The 21,871-nt window shown below is 37.2% G+C and carries 23 protein-coding genes, 3 pseudogenes and 1 other annotated feature; of the genes and pseudogenes, 21 read left to right on the forward strand and 5 right to left on the reverse strand.

The genetic code is table 11. The features are described from left to right. Nucleotides 1-83: 83 nt before the first annotated feature. Nucleotides 84-220, forward strand: a sequence feature (ribosomal protein L10 leader region). A 26-nt stretch (nucleotides 221-246) separates the two neighbouring features. The 6 genes and pseudogenes from rplJ to ACPC58_RS00580 form a co-directional block, all read left to right on the forward strand. Continuing rightward, the gene (gene rplJ / locus ACPC58_RS00555) at nucleotides 247-744 is read left to right on the forward strand and encodes a 50S ribosomal protein L10 (RefSeq protein ID WP_434064927.1); all 498 of its coding nucleotides are present in this window, start codon (nucleotides 247-249) and stop codon (nucleotides 742-744) included. A gap of 67 nt (nucleotides 745-811) precedes the next feature. After that, a complete protein-coding gene (rplL, locus tag ACPC58_RS00560) occupies nucleotides 812-1,174 on the forward strand; it encodes a 50S ribosomal protein L7/L12 (protein ID WP_171989410.1) in 363 nt (120 codons plus the stop codon). Nucleotides 1,175-1,437: 263 nt separating this feature from the next. Further along, entirely contained in the window at nucleotides 1,438-1,611 is a 174-nt protein-coding gene (locus ACPC58_RS00565) for a hypothetical protein (RefSeq protein ID WP_434064928.1), read from the forward strand. Beyond that, a pseudogene (locus tag ACPC58_RS00570) lies at nucleotides 1,608-1,733 on the forward strand (replication initiator protein A); the annotation flags it as partial. The gene ACPC58_RS00565 and the pseudogene ACPC58_RS00570, both read left to right, overlap by 4 nt. A gap of 45 nt (nucleotides 1,734-1,778) precedes the next feature. Continuing rightward, a protein-coding gene (locus ACPC58_RS00575) for an IS630 family transposase (protein WP_340725797.1) occupies nucleotides 1,779-2,626 on the forward strand; the annotation gives its coding sequence in 2 pieces (ribosomal slippage) (nucleotides 1,779-2,082 and nucleotides 2,082-2,626; 849 coding nt in all). 2 nt (nucleotides 2,627-2,628) lie between these two features. After that, a pseudogene (locus ACPC58_RS00580) lies at nucleotides 2,629-3,040 on the forward strand (replication initiator protein A); the annotation flags it as partial. 129 nt (nucleotides 3,041-3,169) lie between these two features. On the opposite strand, the gene ACPC58_RS00585 reads toward ACPC58_RS00580, so the two are convergent. From ACPC58_RS00585 to ACPC58_RS00595, 3 genes are read right to left on the reverse strand one after another with little or no spacing between them, the layout of a single operon-like run. Further along, nucleotides 3,170-3,427, reverse strand: a complete 258-nt coding sequence (locus tag ACPC58_RS00585; protein WP_434064958.1) for an HAD-IA family hydrolase — start codon at nucleotides 3,425-3,427, stop codon at nucleotides 3,170-3,172. Between the two features lie 29 nt (nucleotides 3,428-3,456). Beyond that, nucleotides 3,457-3,864, reverse strand: coding sequence for an HAD family hydrolase (locus ACPC58_RS00590; protein WP_434064929.1), 408 nt, complete (start codon nucleotides 3,862-3,864; stop codon nucleotides 3,457-3,459). 8 nt (nucleotides 3,865-3,872) lie between these two features. Continuing rightward, the gene (locus ACPC58_RS00595; RefSeq protein WP_014294668.1) at nucleotides 3,873-4,634 is read right to left on the reverse strand and encodes a DeoR/GlpR family DNA-binding transcription regulator; all 762 of its coding nucleotides are present in this window, start codon (nucleotides 4,632-4,634) and stop codon (nucleotides 3,873-3,875) included. Nucleotides 4,635-4,814: 180 nt separating this feature from the next. Here ACPC58_RS00595 and ACPC58_RS00600 point away from each other — a divergent pair, with 180 nt between their 5' ends. The 11 genes and pseudogenes from ACPC58_RS00600 to ACPC58_RS00650 all read left to right on the forward strand — a co-directional run bounded on the left by ACPC58_RS00600 (nucleotide 4,815) and on the right by ACPC58_RS00650 (nucleotide 15,170). Next, nucleotides 4,815-5,765: an ROK family glucokinase gene (locus ACPC58_RS00600; RefSeq protein WP_434064930.1), complete on the forward strand. Its 951-nt coding sequence runs from the start codon at nucleotides 4,815-4,817 to the stop codon at nucleotides 5,763-5,765. Nucleotides 5,766-6,010: 245 nt separating this feature from the next. Next, on the forward strand, nucleotides 6,011-6,436 hold the full coding sequence (gene lacA, locus ACPC58_RS00605; RefSeq protein ID WP_312221614.1) for a galactose-6-phosphate isomerase subunit LacA: 426 nt from the start codon (nucleotides 6,011-6,013) through the stop codon (nucleotides 6,434-6,436). Nucleotides 6,437-6,496: 60 nt separating this feature from the next. Next, nucleotides 6,497-7,012, forward strand: coding sequence for a galactose-6-phosphate isomerase subunit LacB (gene lacB, locus ACPC58_RS00610; protein WP_312249053.1), 516 nt, complete (start codon nucleotides 6,497-6,499; stop codon nucleotides 7,010-7,012). Nucleotides 7,013-7,023: 11 nt separating this feature from the next. After that, a complete protein-coding gene (gene lacC, locus ACPC58_RS00615) occupies nucleotides 7,024-7,956 on the forward strand; it encodes a tagatose-6-phosphate kinase (protein ID WP_434064931.1) in 933 nt (310 codons plus the stop codon). 2 nt (nucleotides 7,957-7,958) lie between these two features. Continuing rightward, nucleotides 7,959-8,939: a tagatose-bisphosphate aldolase gene (gene lacD / locus ACPC58_RS00620; protein WP_434064932.1), complete on the forward strand. Its 981-nt coding sequence runs from the start codon at nucleotides 7,959-7,961 to the stop codon at nucleotides 8,937-8,939. A 27-nt stretch (nucleotides 8,940-8,966) separates the two neighbouring features. Further along, the gene (locus ACPC58_RS00625; protein ID WP_434064933.1) at nucleotides 8,967-9,284 is read left to right on the forward strand and encodes a PTS lactose/cellobiose transporter subunit IIA; all 318 of its coding nucleotides are present in this window, start codon (nucleotides 8,967-8,969) and stop codon (nucleotides 9,282-9,284) included. Beyond that, on the forward strand, nucleotides 9,284-10,969 hold the full coding sequence (locus tag ACPC58_RS00630) for a lactose-specific PTS transporter subunit EIIC (protein WP_434064934.1): 1,686 nt from the start codon (nucleotides 9,284-9,286) through the stop codon (nucleotides 10,967-10,969). The genes ACPC58_RS00625 and ACPC58_RS00630 overlap by 1 nt, the downstream gene beginning before the upstream one ends. A 65-nt stretch (nucleotides 10,970-11,034) precedes the next feature. Further along, nucleotides 11,035-12,441, forward strand: coding sequence for a 6-phospho-beta-galactosidase (gene lacG, locus ACPC58_RS00635; protein WP_434064935.1), 1,407 nt, complete (start codon nucleotides 11,035-11,037; stop codon nucleotides 12,439-12,441). An 87-nt stretch (nucleotides 12,442-12,528) separates the two neighbouring features. Continuing rightward, nucleotides 12,529-13,425, forward strand: a complete 897-nt coding sequence (locus ACPC58_RS00640; protein ID WP_434064936.1) for an aldose 1-epimerase family protein — start codon at nucleotides 12,529-12,531, stop codon at nucleotides 13,423-13,425. A 441-nt stretch (nucleotides 13,426-13,866) separates the two neighbouring features. Beyond that, a complete protein-coding gene (gene ldcB, locus ACPC58_RS00645; RefSeq protein ID WP_254451577.1) occupies nucleotides 13,867-14,625 on the forward strand; it encodes an LD-carboxypeptidase LdcB/DacB in 759 nt (252 codons plus the stop codon). A 95-nt stretch (nucleotides 14,626-14,720) separates the two neighbouring features. Further along, nucleotides 14,721-15,170, forward strand: a pseudogene (locus ACPC58_RS00650) (VOC family protein). 63 nt (nucleotides 15,171-15,233) lie between these two features. Here ACPC58_RS00650 and ACPC58_RS00655 read toward each other — a convergent pair. Beyond that, complete coding sequence (locus ACPC58_RS00655) at nucleotides 15,234-16,844, reverse strand: permease (protein WP_434064937.1); 1,611 nt, start codon at nucleotides 16,842-16,844, stop codon at nucleotides 15,234-15,236. Further along, nucleotides 16,841-17,584 carry an ABC transporter ATP-binding protein gene (locus tag ACPC58_RS00660; RefSeq protein ID WP_434064938.1) on the reverse strand — a complete coding sequence of 248 codons (744 nt, stop codon included), beginning with the start codon at nucleotides 17,582-17,584 and terminating at the stop codon, nucleotides 16,841-16,843. The genes ACPC58_RS00655 and ACPC58_RS00660 overlap by 4 nt, the downstream gene beginning before the upstream one ends. A 280-nt stretch (nucleotides 17,585-17,864) precedes the next feature. Here ACPC58_RS00660 and uvrC point away from each other — a divergent pair, with 280 nt between their 5' ends. The 4 genes from uvrC (at nucleotide 17,865) to ACPC58_RS00680 (ending at nucleotide 21,801) form a co-directional block, all read left to right on the forward strand. Then, nucleotides 17,865-19,649 carry an excinuclease ABC subunit UvrC gene (uvrC, locus tag ACPC58_RS00665; protein WP_434064939.1) on the forward strand — a complete coding sequence of 595 codons (1,785 nt, stop codon included), beginning with the start codon at nucleotides 17,865-17,867 and terminating at the stop codon, nucleotides 19,647-19,649. Between the two features lie 56 nt (nucleotides 19,650-19,705). Then, on the forward strand, nucleotides 19,706-19,834 hold the full coding sequence (locus ACPC58_RS00670; RefSeq protein WP_024397062.1) for a DUF4044 domain-containing protein: 129 nt from the start codon (nucleotides 19,706-19,708) through the stop codon (nucleotides 19,832-19,834). Nucleotides 19,835-20,037: 203 nt separating this feature from the next. Next, the gene (gene obgE, locus ACPC58_RS00675; protein ID WP_174846018.1) at nucleotides 20,038-21,351 is read left to right on the forward strand and encodes a GTPase ObgE; all 1,314 of its coding nucleotides are present in this window, start codon (nucleotides 20,038-20,040) and stop codon (nucleotides 21,349-21,351) included. A 282-nt stretch (nucleotides 21,352-21,633) separates the two neighbouring features. Next, the gene (locus ACPC58_RS00680) at nucleotides 21,634-21,801 is read left to right on the forward strand and encodes a hypothetical protein (protein WP_024392259.1); all 168 of its coding nucleotides are present in this window, start codon (nucleotides 21,634-21,636) and stop codon (nucleotides 21,799-21,801) included. Nucleotides 21,802-21,871: the final 70 nt, after the last annotated feature.

Consider the following 21,871-nt stretch of genomic DNA (forward strand, 5'->3'; position numbering starts at 1 on the left):
CGCCTTTCAGTGAGAAATAGAAATTTATTTAAAAAAACAGTAAAAAGTTCTTGCGTTCTTAGGATTTGTATGGTATTATGAATAAGGTTTGAAAAAACTGACCTAAGACAGTAGGGGAGCTAGACTCATAAACATCCTACCGAGGCACAAAACGATTATTGATTTATAAACGTATTTGTACTTTCGTGTCTAGGTTTAGGTGCGATTTTTTTGTGCCTAGCCCAAAATAAAAACGGAGGTAAAAAAATGAGTGAAGCTATTATCGCTAAAAAAGCGGAATTAGTAAATGCCGTTGCTGAGCAAATGAAAGCTGCAACATCTATCGTTGTTGTAGATGCTCGTGGTTTGACAGTAGAACAAGATACAGTTCTTCGTCGTAACTTGCGTGGTGCTGAAGTTGAGTACAAAGTTATCAAAAACTCAATCTTGCGTCGTGCTGCTGAGCAAGCTGGTCTTGAAGGTCTTGCAGAATTGTTTGTAGGTCCATCTGCTGTTGCATTCTCAAATGATGCAGTTGTTCCAGCTAAAACAATTTACGATTTCGCGAAAACTGCTGATGCTCTTGAAATCAAAGGTGGAGCTGTAGAAGGTAAAGTTTCTTCTAAAGAAGAAATCGAAGCACTTGCTACATTGCCAAACCGCGAAGGCATGCTTTCTGTGTTGCTTTCTGTACTTCAAGCACCAGTTCGCAACGTTGCATACGCTGTCAAAGCTGTTGCAGAAAAAGAAGAAGACGCTGCTTAATGTGTCAGAGCGTAGCTGCTTAGTGCTACACACTATTTAAAAAAACCAAAATTGGAGGAAAATCACAATGGCATTGAACATTGAAAACATTATTGCTGAAATTAAAGAAGCTACTATCCTTGAGCTTAACGACCTCGTTAAAGCTATCGAAGAAGAATTTGGTGTAACTGCGGCTGCTCCTGTAGCTGTTGCTGCAGCTGGTCCAGTTGAAGAAGCTAAAGATTCATTTGACGTTGAATTGACATCTGTTGGCGACAAAAAAGTTGGCGTTATCAAAGTTGTACGTGAAATCACAGGTCTTGGTCTTAAAGAAGCTAAAGAACTTGTTGATGGTGCACCAGCTGTCGTTAAAGAAGGCGTTGCAACTGCAGAAGCTGAAGAAATCAAAGCTAAACTTGAAGAAGCTGGCGCTTCTGTTACTCTTAAATAATAGAGTATCGCAATTTGATTGCGGAAGCCCGATTTACCAGTCTTTTAGAGCTTATAGCGATTTAAAGAAACTGATAATTTGATTTGGTTTCCTGCCAAAAATCCTGCCAAAAAATCTTTGGCAGGATTTTTTTAAAATTGGGAATAAATAAACTTTACAGACTGGCTATTTCTCAAACATTTTTGTTTGTAGGAATATATTTTTATGTGAGCGAGAACATTTTAATAAGTGTTCTCGCTTTTTTTATTTTCAGGAGGAAAATCATGCAAAAGGAAGAACAATCATCACGACAAATTGTGATGTGTCATCTCATGGCTATTATGGGAATTGATATCGAGAAAGCAAAGAATATAGTTTCTGAAATGGAGGAGAAAGGACTCATTCAATTTGATGAGTTGGAGAATGTTGGTCTATTAGTGTTGGAGGGACAATCATGAAACGTATTACCGCAAATCACTATCAAACGTCAGAACGTTACTATAAGCTCCCAAAACTCTTGTTTGAGAGTGAGCGCTATAAGGATATGAAGTTAGAGGTTAAGGTTGCTTATGCTGTTCTATAGTAAAATGAAACAAAAATAGTACATTTGTGGTATAATGTACTTATGGCATATTCATTAGATTTTCGTAAAAAAGTTCTCGCATACTGTGAGAAAACCGGCAGTATTACTGAAGCATCTGTTGTTTTCGATATTTCCCGCAACACCATCTATCAATGGCTAAAATTAAAGGAGACTACAGGCGAGCTTCATCACCAAGTTAAGGGAACCAAACCGAGAAAAGTTGATAGAGAAAAATTAAAGAACTATCTTGATGCTCATCCAGATGCTTTTTTGACTGAAATAGCTTCTGAATTTGGCTGTCATCCAACAGCTATTCATTACGCTCTCAAAGCTATGGGATATACTCGAAAAAAAAGAGCTGTACCTACTATGAACAAGACCCTGAGAAAGTAAATCAGTTCCTTAAAGAATTTAATAACTTAAGTCACTTGACACCTGTTTATATTGACGAGACAGGGTTTGAGACATATTTTCATCGAGAATATGGTCGATCTTTGAAAGGTCAGTTGATCACTGGTCAGGTCTCTGGAAGAAGATTCCAGCGGCTATCTTTAGTCGCAGGTCTTATAAACGGTGAGATTATAGCCCCAATGACCTACAAAGAAACCATGACTAGTGACTTTTTCGAAGCTTGGTTTAAAACATTCTTACTACCCACTTTAGATAAACCATCTGTTATCATTATGGACAATGCAAGGTTTCATAGGATGAATAAGCTAAAAGAGTTATGCAAGGAGCAGGGTCATAGACTTTTACCACTTCCTCCTTACTCACCTGAGTATAATCCCATTGAGAAAACATGGGCTCAAATTAAAAAACACCTCAGAAAAGTATTGCCAAATTGCGATACTTTTCTTGAGGCACTTTTGTCCTGTCCTTGTTTCAATTAACTATAAAAGACCGTTTGAAATTGTCCTTGAGTAAAGGTTGGATAGATGATGATGGAGCTATTTATTTAGTTTATTCCAACTCAAAACTCATGGCACTGCTTGGGTGTTCCAAGTCGAAATTGCTGACGATTAAGAAAACCTCACGAGAGTATGGCTTGATAGATGAAGTCCAACAGTCTTCCAGTGAAAAAGGACGAATGGCAATAAGATTTATTTGGGGGAGTTGGAACATGAACCTACCCCAGTCTCAAATTCAAATGGGGGTAGTGTTCAAAAAAACTAGGGGGGTGTCAAAATCAGCCGGGGCCAGTCTTAAATTCAGCCACTAGAGAGACTGAAGTTAGTGAGACAGATGTTAGTGAAATTAAAGAGAGTGAGTCAGTTATTGAGGACGAGGAGGAGAAAGAAAGTCTAATAGGAAGTTGGAAATATTTGTCAAGATTCTCAATACTAATAAACAGACAGAACACGAATTTTAAGGAGATATTTCCCTAGAATAAACAAAACCAGTCAATTGACTGGTCAAAAAATATTATATTGAAGTTAAAGTAATCGGTAGACTAGTTCTTTTAAGTCTTTAGCAGTTTGAACTTCATGAATTTTAGTATCAATAGGTAGTTTGCGTTTCCTGTGATTAAACCAAATGGATTTCCAACCAGCATTTAAGCTTCCTTCAATATCATTTTTAAAGTTATCACTAATATAAAGTGTTTGATTGGGGAGAAAATTGAAATTCTTAGAAGCGAGATTAAAAATTTCAATTTGAGGTTTTTGGAAACCTGTTGCTTTGCTAATGATAATTTTCTCTTTATCAAAGTATTTTAGAACGTCTAATTGTGATAATTTTGTTTAACTGGACCATTTGTTATGATTCCAATAGGAATCTTTTTTACAGAACAGTATTCAAGAATCTCTTTTAATTCAGGAAACAAGGTAATTGAACTGAGTTCTTTTTCGTATGTTTTTTGCAAAGAAAGTGCTAAATCATCAGAAATACTAAAAAATCCAAATTCACTTATTATCTGTTTACAACGAAAAATACGTAGTTCTTCAATTGAAATTTGCTTATTAGTGTATTTTGGAAAAGCAATATCAGACCAATACCTGAATCGTCTATAGATAAGTTCAATTTCAGAAATATCAAGTTCAGGAAAACATTGTATGATACTATTTTTGAATGGTAAAAGATGATCATACAAGGTATCATCAAGATCAAAAACGATATTTTTATAAGTCATAAGTTAGTTTAATTAGCTTGAATAATAGTTGTTAGTTGGCCAAATTCATTTAATTGGTCTTGGGATATTTGATTATCGGTGATAATGGTATCAATTTGTTCTAGAGTATAGAAATTAAAGAAATCATAACGATTGAATTTGGTACTATCAACCAATAAGATTTTTTCAACAGAATTGTCCAGTGCTAATTGTTGAATTTCTCCTTCAACATCACTGTATGTTGCGATAGTGTTATCTGATACGGCGTTAGCACTTACAAATGCTTTAGAAAAACGTAAGGTTTTTAAGTTGGTTGTAGCCATTGAACCAACGAAAGCACCTGTAATTTCTCTGTACTCTCCGCCAATCAATAATAAGTCAACAGTTTTACTCTTATTCAATATAAGGAAAACAGGAAGACTATTTGTAATTACACGAATATTACGAGTCTTTAACTCAACTGCTAGATGTTCTAGAGTTGTTCCAGGACCAATAAAAATGGTTTCACCATCTTTAATGATTGAATTGGCTTTTTGTGCAATAAGTTTCTTCTCTTTAGTTTGAAGTACCTTTTTTTCAATATGAGTTTTTTCGTGCGGTTCTTCATCTTTATAGAGTCGTTGTGCTCCTCCATGTATACGAGTCAGGAATCCTGCTTCAGCAAGTTCATCTAAATCTCTTCTTGCAGTCATATCAGAGATATTTAGCTCTTTCATCATATCTTTGACAGTAATAACACCGTCAATATTTAACATATCTAAGATACGTTCGTGCCTTTCTTTCTTTATCATAACTATATTTCCTTTCTGTACTTATAAAATAACTATCTGTTAGTATTTTATCATAACAAAAAGATAAAAACAAACAAAATAGAACACAATAAACACAAAAACAGTTGACAATATAACAAAAAATGATTATATTATATGTTTGTAAACGTCATTGAAAGTGTAACAGAGGAGGAATAAGTTATGACGAAAAAAATAATAGGCGTTGATTTAGGTGGAACATCAGTAAAATTAGCCATTTTAGATGTTTTAGGAAATATAGAATATCAATGGTCAATCCCAACAGATATAAGTGATAATGGCAAAAATATTGTACCTGACATTATCAGGTCCATTCAAGAATATCTATTAGAAAATAGCTTATCTTTAGGCGATATTAAGGGCATAGGCATGGGAAGTCCTGGCAAGATTGATTTTGAGAAAGGAACAGTAACAGGAGCTTATAACTTAGGGTGGTCGAAAGAACAAAACATCAGAGAACAATTTGAAGAAGCATTTGGTCGTCCTTTTTATATAGATAATGATGCTAATGTTGCTGCACTTGGTGAACGATGGAAGGGGGCCGGAGATAACGCACCTGATGTTATTTTTGTAACACTTGGAACAGGTGTAGGTGGAGGAATTATTGCTCAAGGTCAATTACTTCATGGTGTCAATGGAAGTGCTGGTGAGATTGGTCATATGGTTGTTGATGAAGATGGATTTTCATGTACTTGTGGAAATATTGGATGTTTGGAGACCGTTGCTAGCGCCACAGGGATTGTCAATATTGCAAAAAGCTTTGCTAGTCAATTTGATGAAACAAGTGAATTAAGGAGGTTAATTTTAGAACATCAAGTAACTGCAAAGGATGTTTTTGATTACGCTAAGAAAAACGATTCTCTTGGCCAAAAAATTGTATGGCAATTTGCCAATTATTTAGGTAAATCATTGAGTCAATTGGCTAATGCACTTAATCCCAATTATATTGTTATTGGTGGTGGTGTTTCTGCTGCAGGAGAATTTCTTTTAGATAAAGTAAAAGAAGAGTTTGATAAATTTGCTTTTCCAACAGTTAGAAATTCTACTAAACTGGCTTTGGCTACTTTAGGGAATGATGCTGGAGTGATTGGAGCTGCAAGCCTAGTTTTATAATAGTTATACCAACAAATATTAAGTTTGTTGGTGTTTTTTTTTTTTTTTTTGCAAAACAAACAAAATAAACACTGTCGGTTTTAAAATAAAAAAAAAAAAAACACATAAAGTTGTTGACTTTTGTTTTTAATGGTGATATTATAATGGTGTAGAAATAATGAAAGCGTTATTTCAAACAGTTTTGCAAAAAAATATCGTCGATGTAGCTACATTCAATTATTTTCTAATGTAACAGGAGAAAGAAAATGGCAGTAATTATTGGTGCTGATAAAGCAGGTACAGAACTTAAAGAGACAGTTAAATCATACTTGATTGAACTTGGTAAAGAAGTTGTTGATGTTAGTAAAGAGGGTCAAGACTTCGTTGATGTAACTTTAGCAGTAGCTAAAGAAGTAACATCAAATGAAGAGAATTTAGGAATAGTGATTGATGCTTATGGTGTTGGTCCCTTTATGGTTGCAACAAAAATTAAAGGAATGATTGCTGCGGAAGTTTCTGACGAACGTTCCGCTTATATGACACGTGCACATAATAATACGCGTATCATTACAGTTGGTTCTGAAATTGTTGGTCCTGGTGTTGCTAAAAATATCGCTAAAGGATTTGTTGAGGGAGACTATGATGGAGGCCGCCACCAAATCCGTGTTGATATGTTGAATAAAATGTGTTAAGAATTCGAAAGTTAGATTTTGTGTTAAGAATTCGAAAGTTAGATTTAGGGGAGAAAACAAATGAAAATTGCTGTAGGCTGTGACCATATTGTAACAGACGATAAAATTGCTGTCGTAGATTATTTGAAAACACAAGGTTATGAGGTAATTGACTGTGGAACTTACGATCACATTCGCACACACTACCCAATATTTGGTAAAAAAGTTGGTGAGGCAGTTGCGAGTGGTGAGGCAGACCTTGGTGTATGTATTTGTGGGACTGGTGTTGGAATTAACAATGCTGTTAATAAAGTTCCTGGTATTCGCTCTGCTCTTGTTCGTGATATGACATCAGCTATCTATGCCAAAGAAGAACTGAATGCCAATGTAATTGGTTTTGGTGGTAAAATCACTGGTGGTTTATTGATGACAGATATTATTGAAGCATTTATCCATGCAGAATATAAACCAACAGAAGAAAATAAAAAATTGATTGAAAAAATTCAACATGTTGAAACGCTCAATCAAGGACAAGCGAATCCACACTTCTTTGATGAATTCCTAGAAAAATGGGATCGTGGTGAATATCACGACTAAGGGGTAAGGTTATGATTCTGACAATAACAATGAATCCGTCAGTTGACATTTCTTATCCGCTTGAACACTTCAAATTAGATACCGTGAACCGTGTTGCTAAAACGCATAAAACTCCTGGTGGAAAGGGCTTGAATGTTACTCGAGTTCTTTCCCAACTGGGAGATGATGTGATTGCAAGTGGTTTGTTAGGCGGTAAAATTGGAGAATTCATAGAGAGTGAACTAGATAAGTCAAGTGTGAAACACTCCTTTTATAAGATTGCTGGAGAAACGAGAAACTGTATTGCCATTTTGCATGATGGACATCAAACAGAGATTCTTGAACAAGGTCCAACGATTAGTGAAGAAGAAGCAACAGGATTCTTAAGCTATTTTGAAAAGTTGGTTCCAGATGTAGGGATTGTAGCCATCTCAGGTAGTCTTCCTAAAGGTCTCAATACAAACTTTTATTCTCGTATGATAGGAATTTGTAATAAATATAATATTCCAGTTGTATTAGATTGCTCAGGAAACGCACTATTGAGCGTATTGGATGGAGACAATAAACCGACAGTTATTAAACCAAATACTGAGGAACTTTCTCAGCTAGTTGGCATTGAAGTAACAGATGATATTGGTAGTTTGAAATCAGTTCTTGAAAATTCTCTTTTTGATGGGATTGAATGGGTGGTTGTCTCACTTGGTTCAAAAGGAGCCTTTGCAAAACATCATGATGTTTTTTATAAGGTATCTATTCCCAAAATTGAAGTGGTCAATCCTGTTGGGTCTGGCGATTCAACTGTTGCAGGGATTACGTCAGCTTTAGTTCACGGTGAGGATGATAAAGACTTATTGAAAAAAGCGAATGTACTTGGTATGTTGAATGCTCAAGAAGCACTAACAGGCTATGTCAATCTTAATAATTACGATAGTTTATTTAATCAGATAGAAGTAACAGAGGTATAAAAATGGTATTAACAGCACAAAAACGTTCATTGATGGAAAAAGTCAGCGATAAAAATGGTGTTATTTCAGCATTGGCTTTTGACCAACGTGGAGCTCTTAAAAAAATGATGGCAAAATATCAAACTGAAGAACCGACGGTTGAACAGATCGTAACATTGAAAACAATTGTTTCAGAAGAATTGACAAAGTATGCGTCCTCTATTCTTCTTGATCCAGAGTACGGTTTACCAGCGTCTAAAGCTCGTGCAGATGAAGCAGGACTATTACTTGCTTATGAAAAAACAGGATACGATGCAAGCACAACAAGTCGTTTACCAGATTGTTTGGATGATTGGTCAGTCAAACGCCTTAAAGAACAGGGTGCCGATGCACTGAAATTTTTGCTATACTATGATGTAGATGGTGATGAGCAAGTAAACCGTCAAAAACAAGCATACATTGAACGTATTGGTTCTGAATGTAAGGCGGAAGATATTCCGTTCTTCCTTGAGATTCTGTCTTATGACGAAGGTATTGCAGACAACACAGGTGTTGAGTTCGCCAAAGTAAAACCTCGTAAAGTGAATGAAGCGATGAAAGTCTTCTCAGATGAGCGTTTCGGTATTGATGTTCTTAAGGTTGAAGTTCCAGTCAATATGAATTTCGTTGAAGGTTTTGGTGATGGAGAAGTTGTCTACACTAAGGAAGAAGCAGCACAACACTTCCGTGACCAGGAAGCTTCAACACACCTACCTTATATCTATTTAAGTGCGGGTGTTTCTGCTAAATTATTCCAAGATACCTTAGTATTTGCGGCAGAATCAGGTGCAAAATTCAATGGTGTTCTTTGTGGACGTGCAACATGGGCTGGATCAGTTCAAGTTTTCATTGAACAAGGGGAAGAAGCAGCTCGTGAATGGTTACGTACAACTGGATTCCAAAATATGGATGAATTGAACAAAGTTTTGGAAAAAACTGCTAGTCCTTGGACTGCAAAAGTATAATCATAAAAATTTTCGGAGGAAACTAGAATGAATAGAGAAGAAATGACTCTTTTAGGTTTTGAAATCGTAGCATATGCTGGAGATGCCCGTTCAAAATTCTTGGAAGCGCTTAAAGCAGCACAAGATGGGGATTATGCCAAAGCAGAAGAATTGATTGCTGCAGGTAGCAAATGCTTAAACGATGCCCACAATGCTCAAACAAGTCTTCTACAAAAAGAAGCTGCGGGAGAAGATTTGGCATATAGTGTTACTCTTATGCATGGTCAAGATCATTTAATGACTACCATTTTATTACAAGATTTAATGAAACACATGATTGAACTTTATAAGAGAGGAGAAAAATAATGAATGGATTAATTGCTCAGATTGAGAAAGGGAAACCTTTCTTCGAGAAAATATCTCGTAACATCTATCTTCGTGCTATTCGTGATGGCTTTATTGCCAGCATGCCAGTTATCTTATTCTCAAGTATTTTCCTTCTGATTGCTTTTGTTCCAAACATCTTTGGATTTAATTGGAGTGAAGAAGTAGTTGGGATGTTGATGAAACCTTACAACTACACAATGGGTGTGGTCGCACTTTTGGTTGCTGGAACAACTGCAAAATCATTAACCGATTCTGTAAACCGTGATCTTGAAAGTACAAACCAAATCAACTTCTTGTCGACTATGCTTGCCTCAATCACTGGTTTCTTGATTTTGGCATCAGATGCAATTGAAGGAGGCTTTGCAAGTGGCTTCTTAGGGACTAAAGGTCTTCTTTCAGCCTTCGTCTCAGCTTTTGTCATTGTCAATATCTACAAAGTCTGTGTAAAAAATAACATTTCTATTCGCATGCCAGACGAAGTTCCACCGAACATTTCGCAGGTTTTCAAAGACTTAATCCCATTCACATTATCAATTGTAACTCTCTATGTTCTTGATATCATTGTTCGTAATACTGTTGGTACAAGTGTTGCTGAAGCAATCGGAACATTACTTGCACCGCTCTTTACAGCAGCTGATGGTTATCTTGGAATCACGATTATCTTTGGTGCCTATGCTCTTTTCTGGTTCGTTGGTATTCATGGGCCATCAATCGTTGAACCTGCTATTGCTGCTATTACTTATGCCAATATTGAAACAAACTTCCAATTACTTCAAGCTGGACAACACGCTGATAAAATCTTGACTCCAGGAACTCAAATGTTCATCGTTACCATGGGTGGTACAGGTGCAACTCTTGTGGTGCCATTCATGTTCATGTGGTTGACAAAATCAAAACGTAACCAAGCAATCGGTCGTGCATCAGTTGTTCCAACCTTCTTCGGTGTTAATGAGCCAATCTTATTTGGTGCACCTCTTGTTTTGAACCCAATCTTCTTTATTCCATTTATTTTTGCTCCAATTGCAAACGTATGGATCTTCAAATTCTTCGTTGATGTTCTTGGTATGAACAGCTTTAGTGTGAACTTGCCATGGACAACACCTGGTCCTCTAGGTATTATCATGGGTACTGGTTTTGGTCTTTGGTCATTTGTTCTTGCTTTGACTTTGATTGTTGTAGACGTACTTATTTACTACCCATTCTTGAAAGTCTATGACGAACAAATTTTGGAAGAAGAACGTTCAGGTAAATCATCTGATAGTTTGAAAGAAAAAGTTGCTGCTAACTTCAACACAGCAAAAGCAGACGCTATTCTTGAAAATGCTGGCGTTACCAAAGAAATTAAAGAACAAACAAACGTTCTCGTTCTTTGTGCCGGTGGTGGTACAAGTGGTTTATTAGCAAATGCTTTGAATAAAGCAGCTAAAGAATATGGTGTTCCAGTTACTGCAGCAGCAGGAAGCTATGGTGGTCACCGTGAAATCTTGCCGCAATATCAGCTCGTTATCCTTGCTCCTCAAGTAGCGTCAAACTATGAAGATTTGAAAGTAGAAACAGATAAACTTGGTATCAAATTAGCTAAGACTGAAGGTGCACAATACATCAAATTGACTCGTGATGGACAAGGCGCATTGGACTTTGTTAAACAACAAATTGAAAATTAAAATAGACAACATTAGGGAAGGTTGGGGGAACTCAACTTCCCTTTTTAGATGAAGAGGAAAAACAAATGTCAAAAACATTACCTAAAGATTTTATTTTCGGTGGTGCAACAGCAGCATATCAAGCTGAAGGTGCTACTAAAACAGACGGTAAAGGTCCAGTTGCTTGGGACAAATACCTAGAAGATAATTACTGGTATACCGCTGAGCCAGCAAGTGATTTCTATAATCGCTATCCTGTTGACTTGAAGTTAGCTGAAGAATTTGGTGTTAATGGAATCCGTATTTCAATCGCTTGGTCCCGTATTTTCCCAACAGGATTTGGACTAGTCAATGAAAAAGGAGTGAAATTTTATCATGACCTTTTTGCAGAGTGTCATAAGCGGGGCGTTGAACCTTTTGTAACACTTCACCACTTTGATACTCCTGAAGCATTACATTCAAATGGCGATTTCTTAAATCGTACAAATATTGATCACTTTGTTAACTATGCAGAATTTTGCTTCAAAGAATTTACAGAAGTTAATTATTGGACTACTTTCAATGAGATTGGACCAATTGGTGATGGACAATATCTTGTAGGGAAATTTCCTCCAGGGATTAAATACGATCTTGCAAAAGTCTTTCAATCACACCATAACATGATGGTTTCTCATGCTCGTGCTGTTAAACTGTTTAAAGATGGTGGTTACAAGGGCGAGATTGGTGTGGTTCATGCTCTTCCAACAAAATATCCGTTTGATAAAAACAATCCTGATGATGTTAGAGCAGCAGAACTTGAAGATATTATCCATAATAAATTCATTCTTGATGCAACTTATCTAGGTGGTTATTCAGAGAAAACGATGGAAGGTGTTAATCATATTCTTGCACTTAATGGGGGGACACTAGATCTTCGTGAGGAAGATTTTGAAGTACTTGAAGCTGCAAAAGATTTGAATGATTTCCTTGGTATTAACTATTACATGAGTGATTGGATGCAAGCCTTTGATGGGCCAACAGAAATTATCCATAACGGTAAAGGTGAAAAAGGAAGTTCTAAGTACCAAATTAAAGGTGTTGGACGCCGTGTGGCACCAGTTGATGTCCCTAAGACTGATTGGGACTGGATTATTTATCCGCAAGGTTTGTATGATCAAATTATGCGAGTAAAAAGAGACTATCCAAATTATAAGAAAATTTATATCACTGAAAATGGTTTGGGATATAAAGATGAATTTGTCGATAACACGGTGTATGACGATGCACGCATTGACTACGTGAAGAAACACTTAGAAGTCATTTCAGATGCCATTGCGGATGGGGCAAATGTTAAAGGATACTTTATTTGGTCCTTGATGGATGTCTTCTCGTGGTCAAATGGTTACGAAAAACGATATGGTCTCTTCTATGTAGATTTTGAAACACAGGAACGTTATCCGAAAAAATCAGCCTACTGGTATAAACAAGTAGCAGAAACTCAGGTTATTGAATAGATAGTATTCTTCTTAAAAATTTCTAACGCAAGATAAGAGCGTGGGTTTAATACTGACGCTCTTGTTTTGTTTAACGGAGTGAAAAATATGGTTATTGAATTAAAAAATGAACAGTTAACGGTACAGTTTTCGGAGTTTGGTGGTGCTTTATCTTCTATTAAAGATAAAGATGGAGTTGAATACCTTTGGCAAGGTAATCCAGAATATTGGAGTGGACAAGCGCCAGTTTTATTTCCGATTTGTGGAAGTTTGAGGAATGATTGGGCAATATATGGACCAGCAGAAAAACCTCATTTTACTGGAATTATTCCACGACATGGATTAGTTAGAAAGGAAAATTTTGATTATTGTAAGATAGATGACAGCACAGTGTCCTTTAGTTTTAAGGCTAATGAAAAAACACTTAAAGAATATCCTTTTCATTTTGTGTTGAATATTATATATAAATTACATGGTTCAACGATAACAACGGAATATCAGGTGATAAGCAGTGAAATTGAACGTTCAATTCCTTACTTTATTGGAGGTCACCCAGGATTTAATTGCCCTTTAGAAGATAACGAGAAATACGAAGATTATTATTTAGAATTTTCTGAATATGAAACATGTAGCATTCCAAAGAGTTTTCCAAATACTGGATTACTTGATTTACAAGATAGAACCCCTTTTCTTGAAAATCAAAATAAATTAGATTTGGATTATTCTTTGTTTTCACACGATGCTATTACCCTAGATCAACTAAAGTCACGTAGTGTCAGTTTGAAGTCTAAAAAAAGTAATAAGGGAATTAAGGTGGATTTTAAAGATTTTCCACATTTAATTATTTGGTCCACCACTAATCAAAGTCCATTTATAGCCTTAGAGCCATGGAGTGGATTATCAACATCATTAGAGGAATCAGATATATTGGAAGAGAAGCAGGGGGTTACATTTGTAGAACCAGGTCAAACTAGTATTAAATCATTTGATATTACTATTTTGTAAATTAAAGTTAGCTGAACGGAATCTAGAAATAGGGACTTTAGAAATTTACAAAAATCCAATATAAAATTTGTATAATCTAATGTCAGGTGGTTTGAGGTAGTAGTCAATCTAGAATATATTCAAAATAGTATTGAAATATTTACAAAAATAATTGTTGGTTTTAACTAAACAATAATTACTGTCATATTATGATAATTTCCCAGCTTTTTTCTGAAAGTGACATATACTTTTCTTAGGAGAAAGCTAGATGTACAACGGATAAGAGATTTGAGGGAAAATCATGATCTCACTCAAAAGTTTGTTACAAATTTACTTTCCTTATCTGAACAAACAGAAAGCTTTGTATAATTGTATCGAAACGATTGATTATCACAAATATTAGAATTTATTCCTTATTTTTGTTACAATGTAAGCAATGAATGAAAGTTGTGTGATAAAAAAATGAAAAAATACATGTTCGGAATGGTGTGTTGTTTAGTATTAGCTGGTTGTAGCCAGCAGAATAATTCTACACAAGCAAGCTCCTCAACTTCAATTGAAATTACTAAGGCTAAAACTCAGACAAATAGTAGCTCCGCTCAGAGCTCTTCAACGGGAGAAGAAACGATTGAATCTTCTTCTAGTAGTTCGGAAACAGGAACATCCTCAAAAGCAACCTTCAATGGTTCTTATTATAGTGTTCAAGGGAAATATGGTGAAGTAGTTATTGCCAATAAGAAACACCCTCTTGCGAAAGACTATGCACCAGGGGAAAATCCAGAAGCTCTGGCTGCTTTTCAACAATTAGTTGCAGACATGCAAGCGAAAGGATTTGATGTTTCAAATAATTACAGTGGCTTCCGGTCATATGAAACCCAGGCCACACTTTACCAATCCTATGTCAATCAAGAAGGGCAGGCTGCAGCAGACACTTATTCTGCTCGACCAGGCTATAGTGAGCACCAAACTGGTTTAGCATTTGATTTGTTGGATTCTGCAGGTAATTTGTTAGAAGAACCTACAGCTTCAAAATGGCTAGCAGAAAACGCGCATTTGTACGGATTTATAGTACGCTACCAACCAGGAAAGGAAAGTAGTACTGGCTATATTGCAGAAGCGTGGCATGTTCGCTACATTGGTCAAGAAGCAACGGATATTTATCATTCTGGTTTAACTTTAGAAGAATATTATGGTGTTCCTGGTGGCGATTACCAAGAATAAACTTATCAAAATAAAAATTTTAAGACTGAAACGAACGATTTGTCCGTATGATTCACTCGTGTTATAATGAATCATCAAACAGTTGGAGGTCCATCATGCTTAAAGCAATGGAAGTATATTTGGTAACAAATGGTAATGGTTTGGAAGCTATTGAGTTTTAGAAAGAAGCACTCGGTGCATCTATCGAACAAGTGAATTTATTTAAAGATTTCTTGCCAGATTGCCCTGCAGAATTGGAAAATTATGTTATGAATGCTCAGTTCCGTTTGTCTAGCGGTCAACGATTCATGTTATCAGACAACAGCCCAGAAATGCCTTATACAGCAGGCGATAACATTACGGTTGCCTTGATTACCGATGACGCAGAAACTGCCAAGGATTTCTATGACAAATTATCACAAGATGCTAAAGCGATTAATATGGAACTTCAAGCAGTTCCATGGTCACCAGCCTATGGTAATGTAACGGATAAATTTGGTATTTCATGGCAAGTGAATGCTGAAGTTGCAGGCTATGGTCAAGAATACTACGCAGAACAAGAATAAAAACAATTCAAAACGACACAGTCTGAACATGCTGTGTCGTTTTTTTAATCTATTTTGTCTTTCTTATTGCGGTAGTTTGCTCCAATATGCCTTGTGAAGAAATACTTGGAGTAAGGTTGCTGAAACCAAAATAAGGGTTAGTAGAGCTGCACTAACATAAACAGCATTATAGGCATTTGCGACGAAAATGCTGATGGTGACTAATATAGCACCAACCATCATGGTCAAGAGTATGCTTCCAGCTATCAACCATTGCCCACTTCCACGGCCAAATAATTGATTGCTATTTTGCCAATTGAGAACTAACAGTCGTTGATCGCGCCAATAGTAAATCTGGCCAACCAATAGGGCAGAAAGTAGAAGCCCTATTGTAAAGAAAATGGATAAAAGAAGGTGAACTTTAAATAGCACAAAGGCTAAGGTGAAGTATAAAATAGTTGGAAGTAGGAATTGTACAAATGCAATGACTTTAAATTTTTGAATAGTAAATTGTTTAAAGGAGAGAGGTAATGTACGGATAAAATGATAATTTTCCTTCTCTAGGGACATCGCAACTCCTAAAAATGTTGTTGGACCAGCAAACATATTTCCTAATAGGATACCGACTAACATAGCAATGCCAAAATAATCAGGTGATATTGTACTCAATCCTCCGTCATTAGCAAATCGTGAGACACTCGGATACAATGCAAAACCAATCACAACAGGCTGGACAAAACTTTGAACCAACAGGTTGCTATCTTTCAGTGTAGATAGATGGTGTTTTACCAAGGTTTTTTGTAAATTGCTTGGTAGTTTTGCGGTTTTTTTCTTGCGGGTTTGGCCAGAAACGGCATCAATTTCTAATAACTGATCGAAATAGTGAGGCATTATCTCTTTTACGATATAGTATGCTAAGCCAAGTGTGATTGCGAGCGGTAGTAGGAAGTTGATGGCAGTTCCTAGTGATAAAGGTTGGCTGACGATGTAATGAAATCCTACAAAAATTGGTATTTTTGGGAAGTTGACAAACCCATTAGATTCTAATGAAACAATTTGTTGAGATTGAAGAAATAGCATTGCACCAATCGCAATGAGTGTGGACACCGTCATCAGGATTGTTGAAATCATGGTTTTTTGTGAACTTTTACGCAATACTTGACCGATAAAATGTAAAAGGACCAAGTTGATAATGTTTATGAACAGCCACAATAGGATAAATGATGGTAAAACGGCAATGAGTGCAGGAGCTCCGCCTATTTGCCAATAGGTAATCGATAAAAGAGAAAGACAGGGCATTAGGAAAGGTAGAACCATGCCTTGTGCAGACAAGACTTTCGCGATGAATACGTCCTGTGAACGCAGTGGCAAAGCGAGGTATAATTTTGTATCCTTACTGTCGTAGAACACTGAGAAAAATCCAGTGAATCCATAGACAATCGACATAATGGCAAAGATGGAAAGTTGGAGTGAGAAAAATCCAACTGATTCTGAATAATCTACGCCTAAAAAGAAAACAGTGTAAATAAAAGCGAACATGATCATCATAAAGATTTGTTGCCGTAGGATACTTTTATAGGCTGAAAATGATGCATTTTTCTTTTTATTCTGTTTCTTTTTGACAGAGGCCAGCAGTTGTGGGTTGGAATATAAAATATTAATTTTTATCAGTTCCCAGATGATGGACTTCTTCATACTTCCTCACCTGCCTTATCTTGTTGGCGTCCTGCTAATTCCAGATAAATTGTTTCTAAATCTTTATCTGGATATTGTGATTTCAATTCGTCAAGGCTTCCAAGAAAAATCAAGCGGCCTTTTCGCAGAATTCCGATACGGTCACATAATTGTTCTGCAACTGACAATACATGTGTTGAGAATAAGACGGTATTGCCAGCAGCTGCATGTTCTTTCATCATCTGTTTCAAATCAAAGGAAGCCTGTGGATCCAGTCCAGTTAATGGTTCATCCAATATCCAAATATCAGGATTGGAAATAAGCGCGCCAATGATAATTGTCTTTTGCCGCATACCATGAGAAAAACTGTCAATGGTTTCGTGCTGACGAGTTGTCATATCGAACAGTTGTCCTAATTTGCTGATTCGTTCATCAATCAAATTCTGAGGAACCTCGTAGACTTTACCCATAAAATTCCAATACTCATATGCAGTTAGGTGGAGAAAGATATCTGGAGAGTCTGGAACGTAAGCGATACGTTTTTTTATGGTATTGCGGTGTTCAGCTAAATTTAACTGATCGACTAAGATGAGCCCCTCAGTGGCTTCAATAATAGAGGTTAATAGACTAATCGTGGTTGTTTTACCAGCACCATTGTGTCCAATCAAACCGAAAATCTCTCCACTTTCAATCCTTAAATTAAGATCGTCAAGTGCAAGAGTTTCGCCATAAGCTTTTGTAACGTGGTCAAATTGTATCATATTTTTCTCCTCATATTTCCCTAGGCTTGCCTATTCTACAAACTTTAAAATGGCTTTTCTTTTAGTCATCGAATAGTAAACCAATGTATCGTAAAGCCATTTTGGAAGTGTAAAAGAATTAACATATTTATATTTTTAATGTTATTATACTACTTTATTAATACAAAATCAATTATTTTTTGTAGGTAGTGACTATACAGCTGTTTTAAAGAATTTGAGAATATAGCAGTTTGATGATCAATAGTAGACTTACTATTTTTAATTCTGATATAATTAATCTATGAACGAAATCATTAAACATAAGTTAGAGTTACTTCCAGATAGTCCTGGCTGTTACCTCCATAAAAACAAGTACGGAAAGATTATTTATGTTGGTAAGGCCAAAAACCTGCGTAATCGGGTGCGGTCTTATTTTCGTGGGGCTCATGATACCAAGACTGAAGCTTTAGTATCTGAAATTGCCGATTTTGAATTTATCGTAACAGATTCCAATATCGAGGCGCTCTTACTGGAAATCAATCTGATTCAGGAAAACAAGCCTCGCTATAACATCATGTTAAAGGATGACAAGTCCTATCCCTTTATCAAAATTACCAAAGAACGTCATCCACGTCTGATGATTACACGGCAGATTAAAAAGGATGGCGGTCAGTATTTTGGTCCCTATCCAGATGTGGGTGCGGCTAACCAGACCCTCAAACTATTGGAGCGTCTGTATCCTTTCCGCAAGTGCAAATTGCCTGAGAACAAGTACTGTATGTATTATCACTTGGGCCAATGTTTGGCCCACGGGGACAAGATGCCTAGTCTTTCTGATTATGATAAGATGAGTAAGGAAGTTGCTCAATTCTTAACAGGACACGATGATAAGATTGTTAAACAGGTGCAAGAAAAAATGAAAGTTGCTGCAACTAATCTTGAATTTGAAAGAGCTGCGGAATATCGAGATATTCTTCAATCTATTTCAACTCTGCGAACCAAGCAACGGGTTATGGCTCATGATTTGCAGAATCGGGATGTCTTTGGTTACTATGTTGACAAGGGATGGATGTGTGTGCAGGTTTTCTTTGTTCGTCAGGGGAAATTGATTGAGCGGAATGTCAATCTTTTTCCATATTATAATGATGCGGATGAAGACTTTTTGACCTACATCGGTCAGTTTTACAGGGACCAGCAACATTTGATTCCGTCAGAGGTCTTGATACCCCGGGATATTGACCAAGAAGCCGTAGAAGCACTGGTAGATACTAAGGTCATCAAGCCTCAGCGTGGCGAGAAGAAGCAACTCATCAATTTGGCAACCAAGAATGCACGTGTCAGTCTGGAGCAGAAGTTTAATCTTTTGGAGAAAAATCTGGAGAAGACGTACGGTGCTGTAGAAAATATCGGTCAACTTTTGGGGATTCCGACGCCTGTGCGGATTGAGGCTTTCGATAACTCCAACATTATGGGAACCAGCCCTGTATCGGCTATGGTGGTCTTTGAAAATGGGGTGCCTAATAAAAAAGAATACCGCAAATATAAGATTAAGACGGTGGAAGGCCCAGATGATTATGCTTCCATGCGGGAAGTTTTGCAGCGGCGGTACAGTCGAGTACTGCGGGACGGTTTGACACCGCCTGATTTGATTATCATTGACGGTGGTCAGGGGCAGGTCAACATTGCCAAGCAGGTCATCGAGCAGGAGTTAGGCATGTCTATACCAATTGCAGGTTTGCAGAAGAATGACCAGCACCAAACCCATGAATTGCTCTTTGGAAATCCGTTGGAAGTAGTTGAGTTGCCTCGTAATTCACAGGAATTTTTCCTCCTGCATCGGATTCAGGATGAGGTTCACCGCTTTGCCATTGAGTTTCATCGTCAGGTCCGGTCTAAAAATTCTTTCTCATCCAAATTGGATGGTATTGATGGCTTGGGACCAAAACGAAAGCAGGCATTGATGAAACACTTCAAATCAATTGGAAAAATCCAATTGGCAAGTGTCCAAGAAATTGCAGATGTAGGTGTTCCCTATAAGGTGGCGGCCAAAGTCAAAGAAAGCCTTTCTTCAAAGGATGAGATTTGAAAACATTCCCATAATGTGTTAGAATAAACTATCAATGACTGAATAAGGAGAAAGCAATGGCTTTTGGTGAAGAAAAACACAAGAAATCAACATTTGAAATAGTTACTTTAGTAATTGTTGTCGTGATGGTAGTCGCGACATTAGCAGGCTTGATTTTACCAGCAATCAATGCATTGATGAATTAAGAAACTGTATTCATAGTTCAGCTCTTCTATCTAAGGCTAGTTTTTAAGCTACTCAACGTTTGTTTTTCCAAGATACTGTCAGTATTTCTTAAAAAAACGGCATTGATACCTTAAAAATGGTTTCTTATTTATTAGCACTTTGTTTGTGAATACAGGATATAAAACGCTATTAAGCTTTTTTTCTAGAAAAGAATAGGTTATTTATGAGTATGTTTTTAGATACTGCTAAGATTAAGGTCAAGGCAGGTAAGGGAGGCGATGGGATGGTTGCCTTCCGTCGTGAAAAGTATGTACCAAATGGCGGTCCTTGGGGCGGTGACGGTGGTCATGGTGGGAATGTTATCTTTGTTGTAGATGAAGGCTTGCGTACCCTAATGGACTTCCGTTATAACCGTCGCTTTAAGGCTGACGATGGCGAAAAAGGGATGACCAAGGGCATGCATGGTCGTGGTGCGGAAGATTTAATTGTTCGTGTACCGCAAGGAACAACTGTGCGTGATGCTGATACAGGAAAAATTATTACAGACTTGGTTGAGAATGGGCAGGAATTCGTTATTGCCCACGGTGGTCGTGGTGGTCGAGGAAATATTCGTTTTGCGACACCTAAGAACCCAGCACCAGAGATCTCTGAAAATGGGGAACCTGGTGAGGAGCGGAACCTTGAATTGGAATTAAAAGTTCTTGCTGATGTTGGTCTAGTTGGTTTTCCATCTGTCGGGAAGTCAACTCTCCTCAGTGTGATTACAGCAGCTAAACCTAAGATAGGTGCCTACCATTTTACAACCATTGTTCCCAACTTAGGAATGGTGCGGACCAAGTCCGGCGAATCATTTGCAGTGGCAGATTTACCTGGTTTGATTGAAGGTGCTAGTCAAGGTGTTGGATTGGGAACGCAATTCCTGCGTCACATCGAGCGGACACGTGTTATCTTGCATGTTTTGGATATGTCCGCTAGTGAAGGTCGGGATCCTTATGATGACTATGTGGCTATCAACAATGAGTTGGAAACTTATAATCTTCGTTTAATGGAGCGCCCTCAAATTATTGTTGCCAATAAGATGGACATGCCAGAGGCAAAGGAACATCTGGAAGAGTTCAAGAAAAAATTAGCAGCCAACTATGATGAGTTTGAAGAATTGCCACAGATTTTCCCAATTTCTGGTATTGCTCATCAAGGTCTGGAAAATCTACTAGAAGCAACAGCAGAATTACTTGAAAAAACACCAGAGTTCCTGCTTTATGATGAAGATGACTTTCAAGAGGAAGAAGCATATTATGGCTTTCATCCTGATGAACCAGAATTTGAGATCAGTCGTGCAGATGATGCAAGTTGGATTCTATCTGGTGACAAGTTGGAAAAACTCTTTACAATGACGAACTTCGATCGCGATGAGTCAGTCATGAAATTTGCTCGCCAGTTACGTGGCATGGGTGTTGATGAAGCTCTTCGAGCGCGTGGAGCCAAGGATGGGGATATCGTCCGTATTGGCAAATTTGAATTTGAGTTTGTGGACTGATACAGTCTGGGGATAGACTGTATCAGCTGGTCGCCTTGAAATACGAAAGCGACCATATCTGGGGGACAGTTTTAACCCGAGCCTAAAAATTCAAAAGCGAGGAAGCCAGGGATTTTTTCAGCCCGAGCCCGAAAATTCGAAAGTGAGGTAAGCAGTTTGACTGGGAGTTAACTGCTAGTCAAACTACGCCAAGTCCTAGGGGAACTTGGCTAGCTAATTTACTAATTTTGTTCCGTTAGGGACGGTTGATTGTGAATAAGTAATAATAAATTGGAGGTCTTTATGGGTGATAAGCCGATATCCTTCAAGGATAAAAATGGGAATTTTGTTTCGGCAGCCGATGTTTGGAATGCTGAAAAATTAGAAGAACTTTTTAACAAGCTCAATCCCAATCGCAAGCTACGATTGGAACGCGAGCGTTTAGCTAAAGAGCAAGAAAAGAGTAGTTAGATAGTTTTATCTTTCCGAAAAATGGTCCATTGGACCATTTTTTTGTTAGATTTTGATATACTAGACATAG

Origin of the sequence: Streptococcus sp. VTCC 12905, assembly GCF_049893385.1 — a bacterium.
Lineage (GTDB): Bacteria > Bacillota > Bacilli > Lactobacillales > Streptococcaceae > Streptococcus > Streptococcus suis_AA.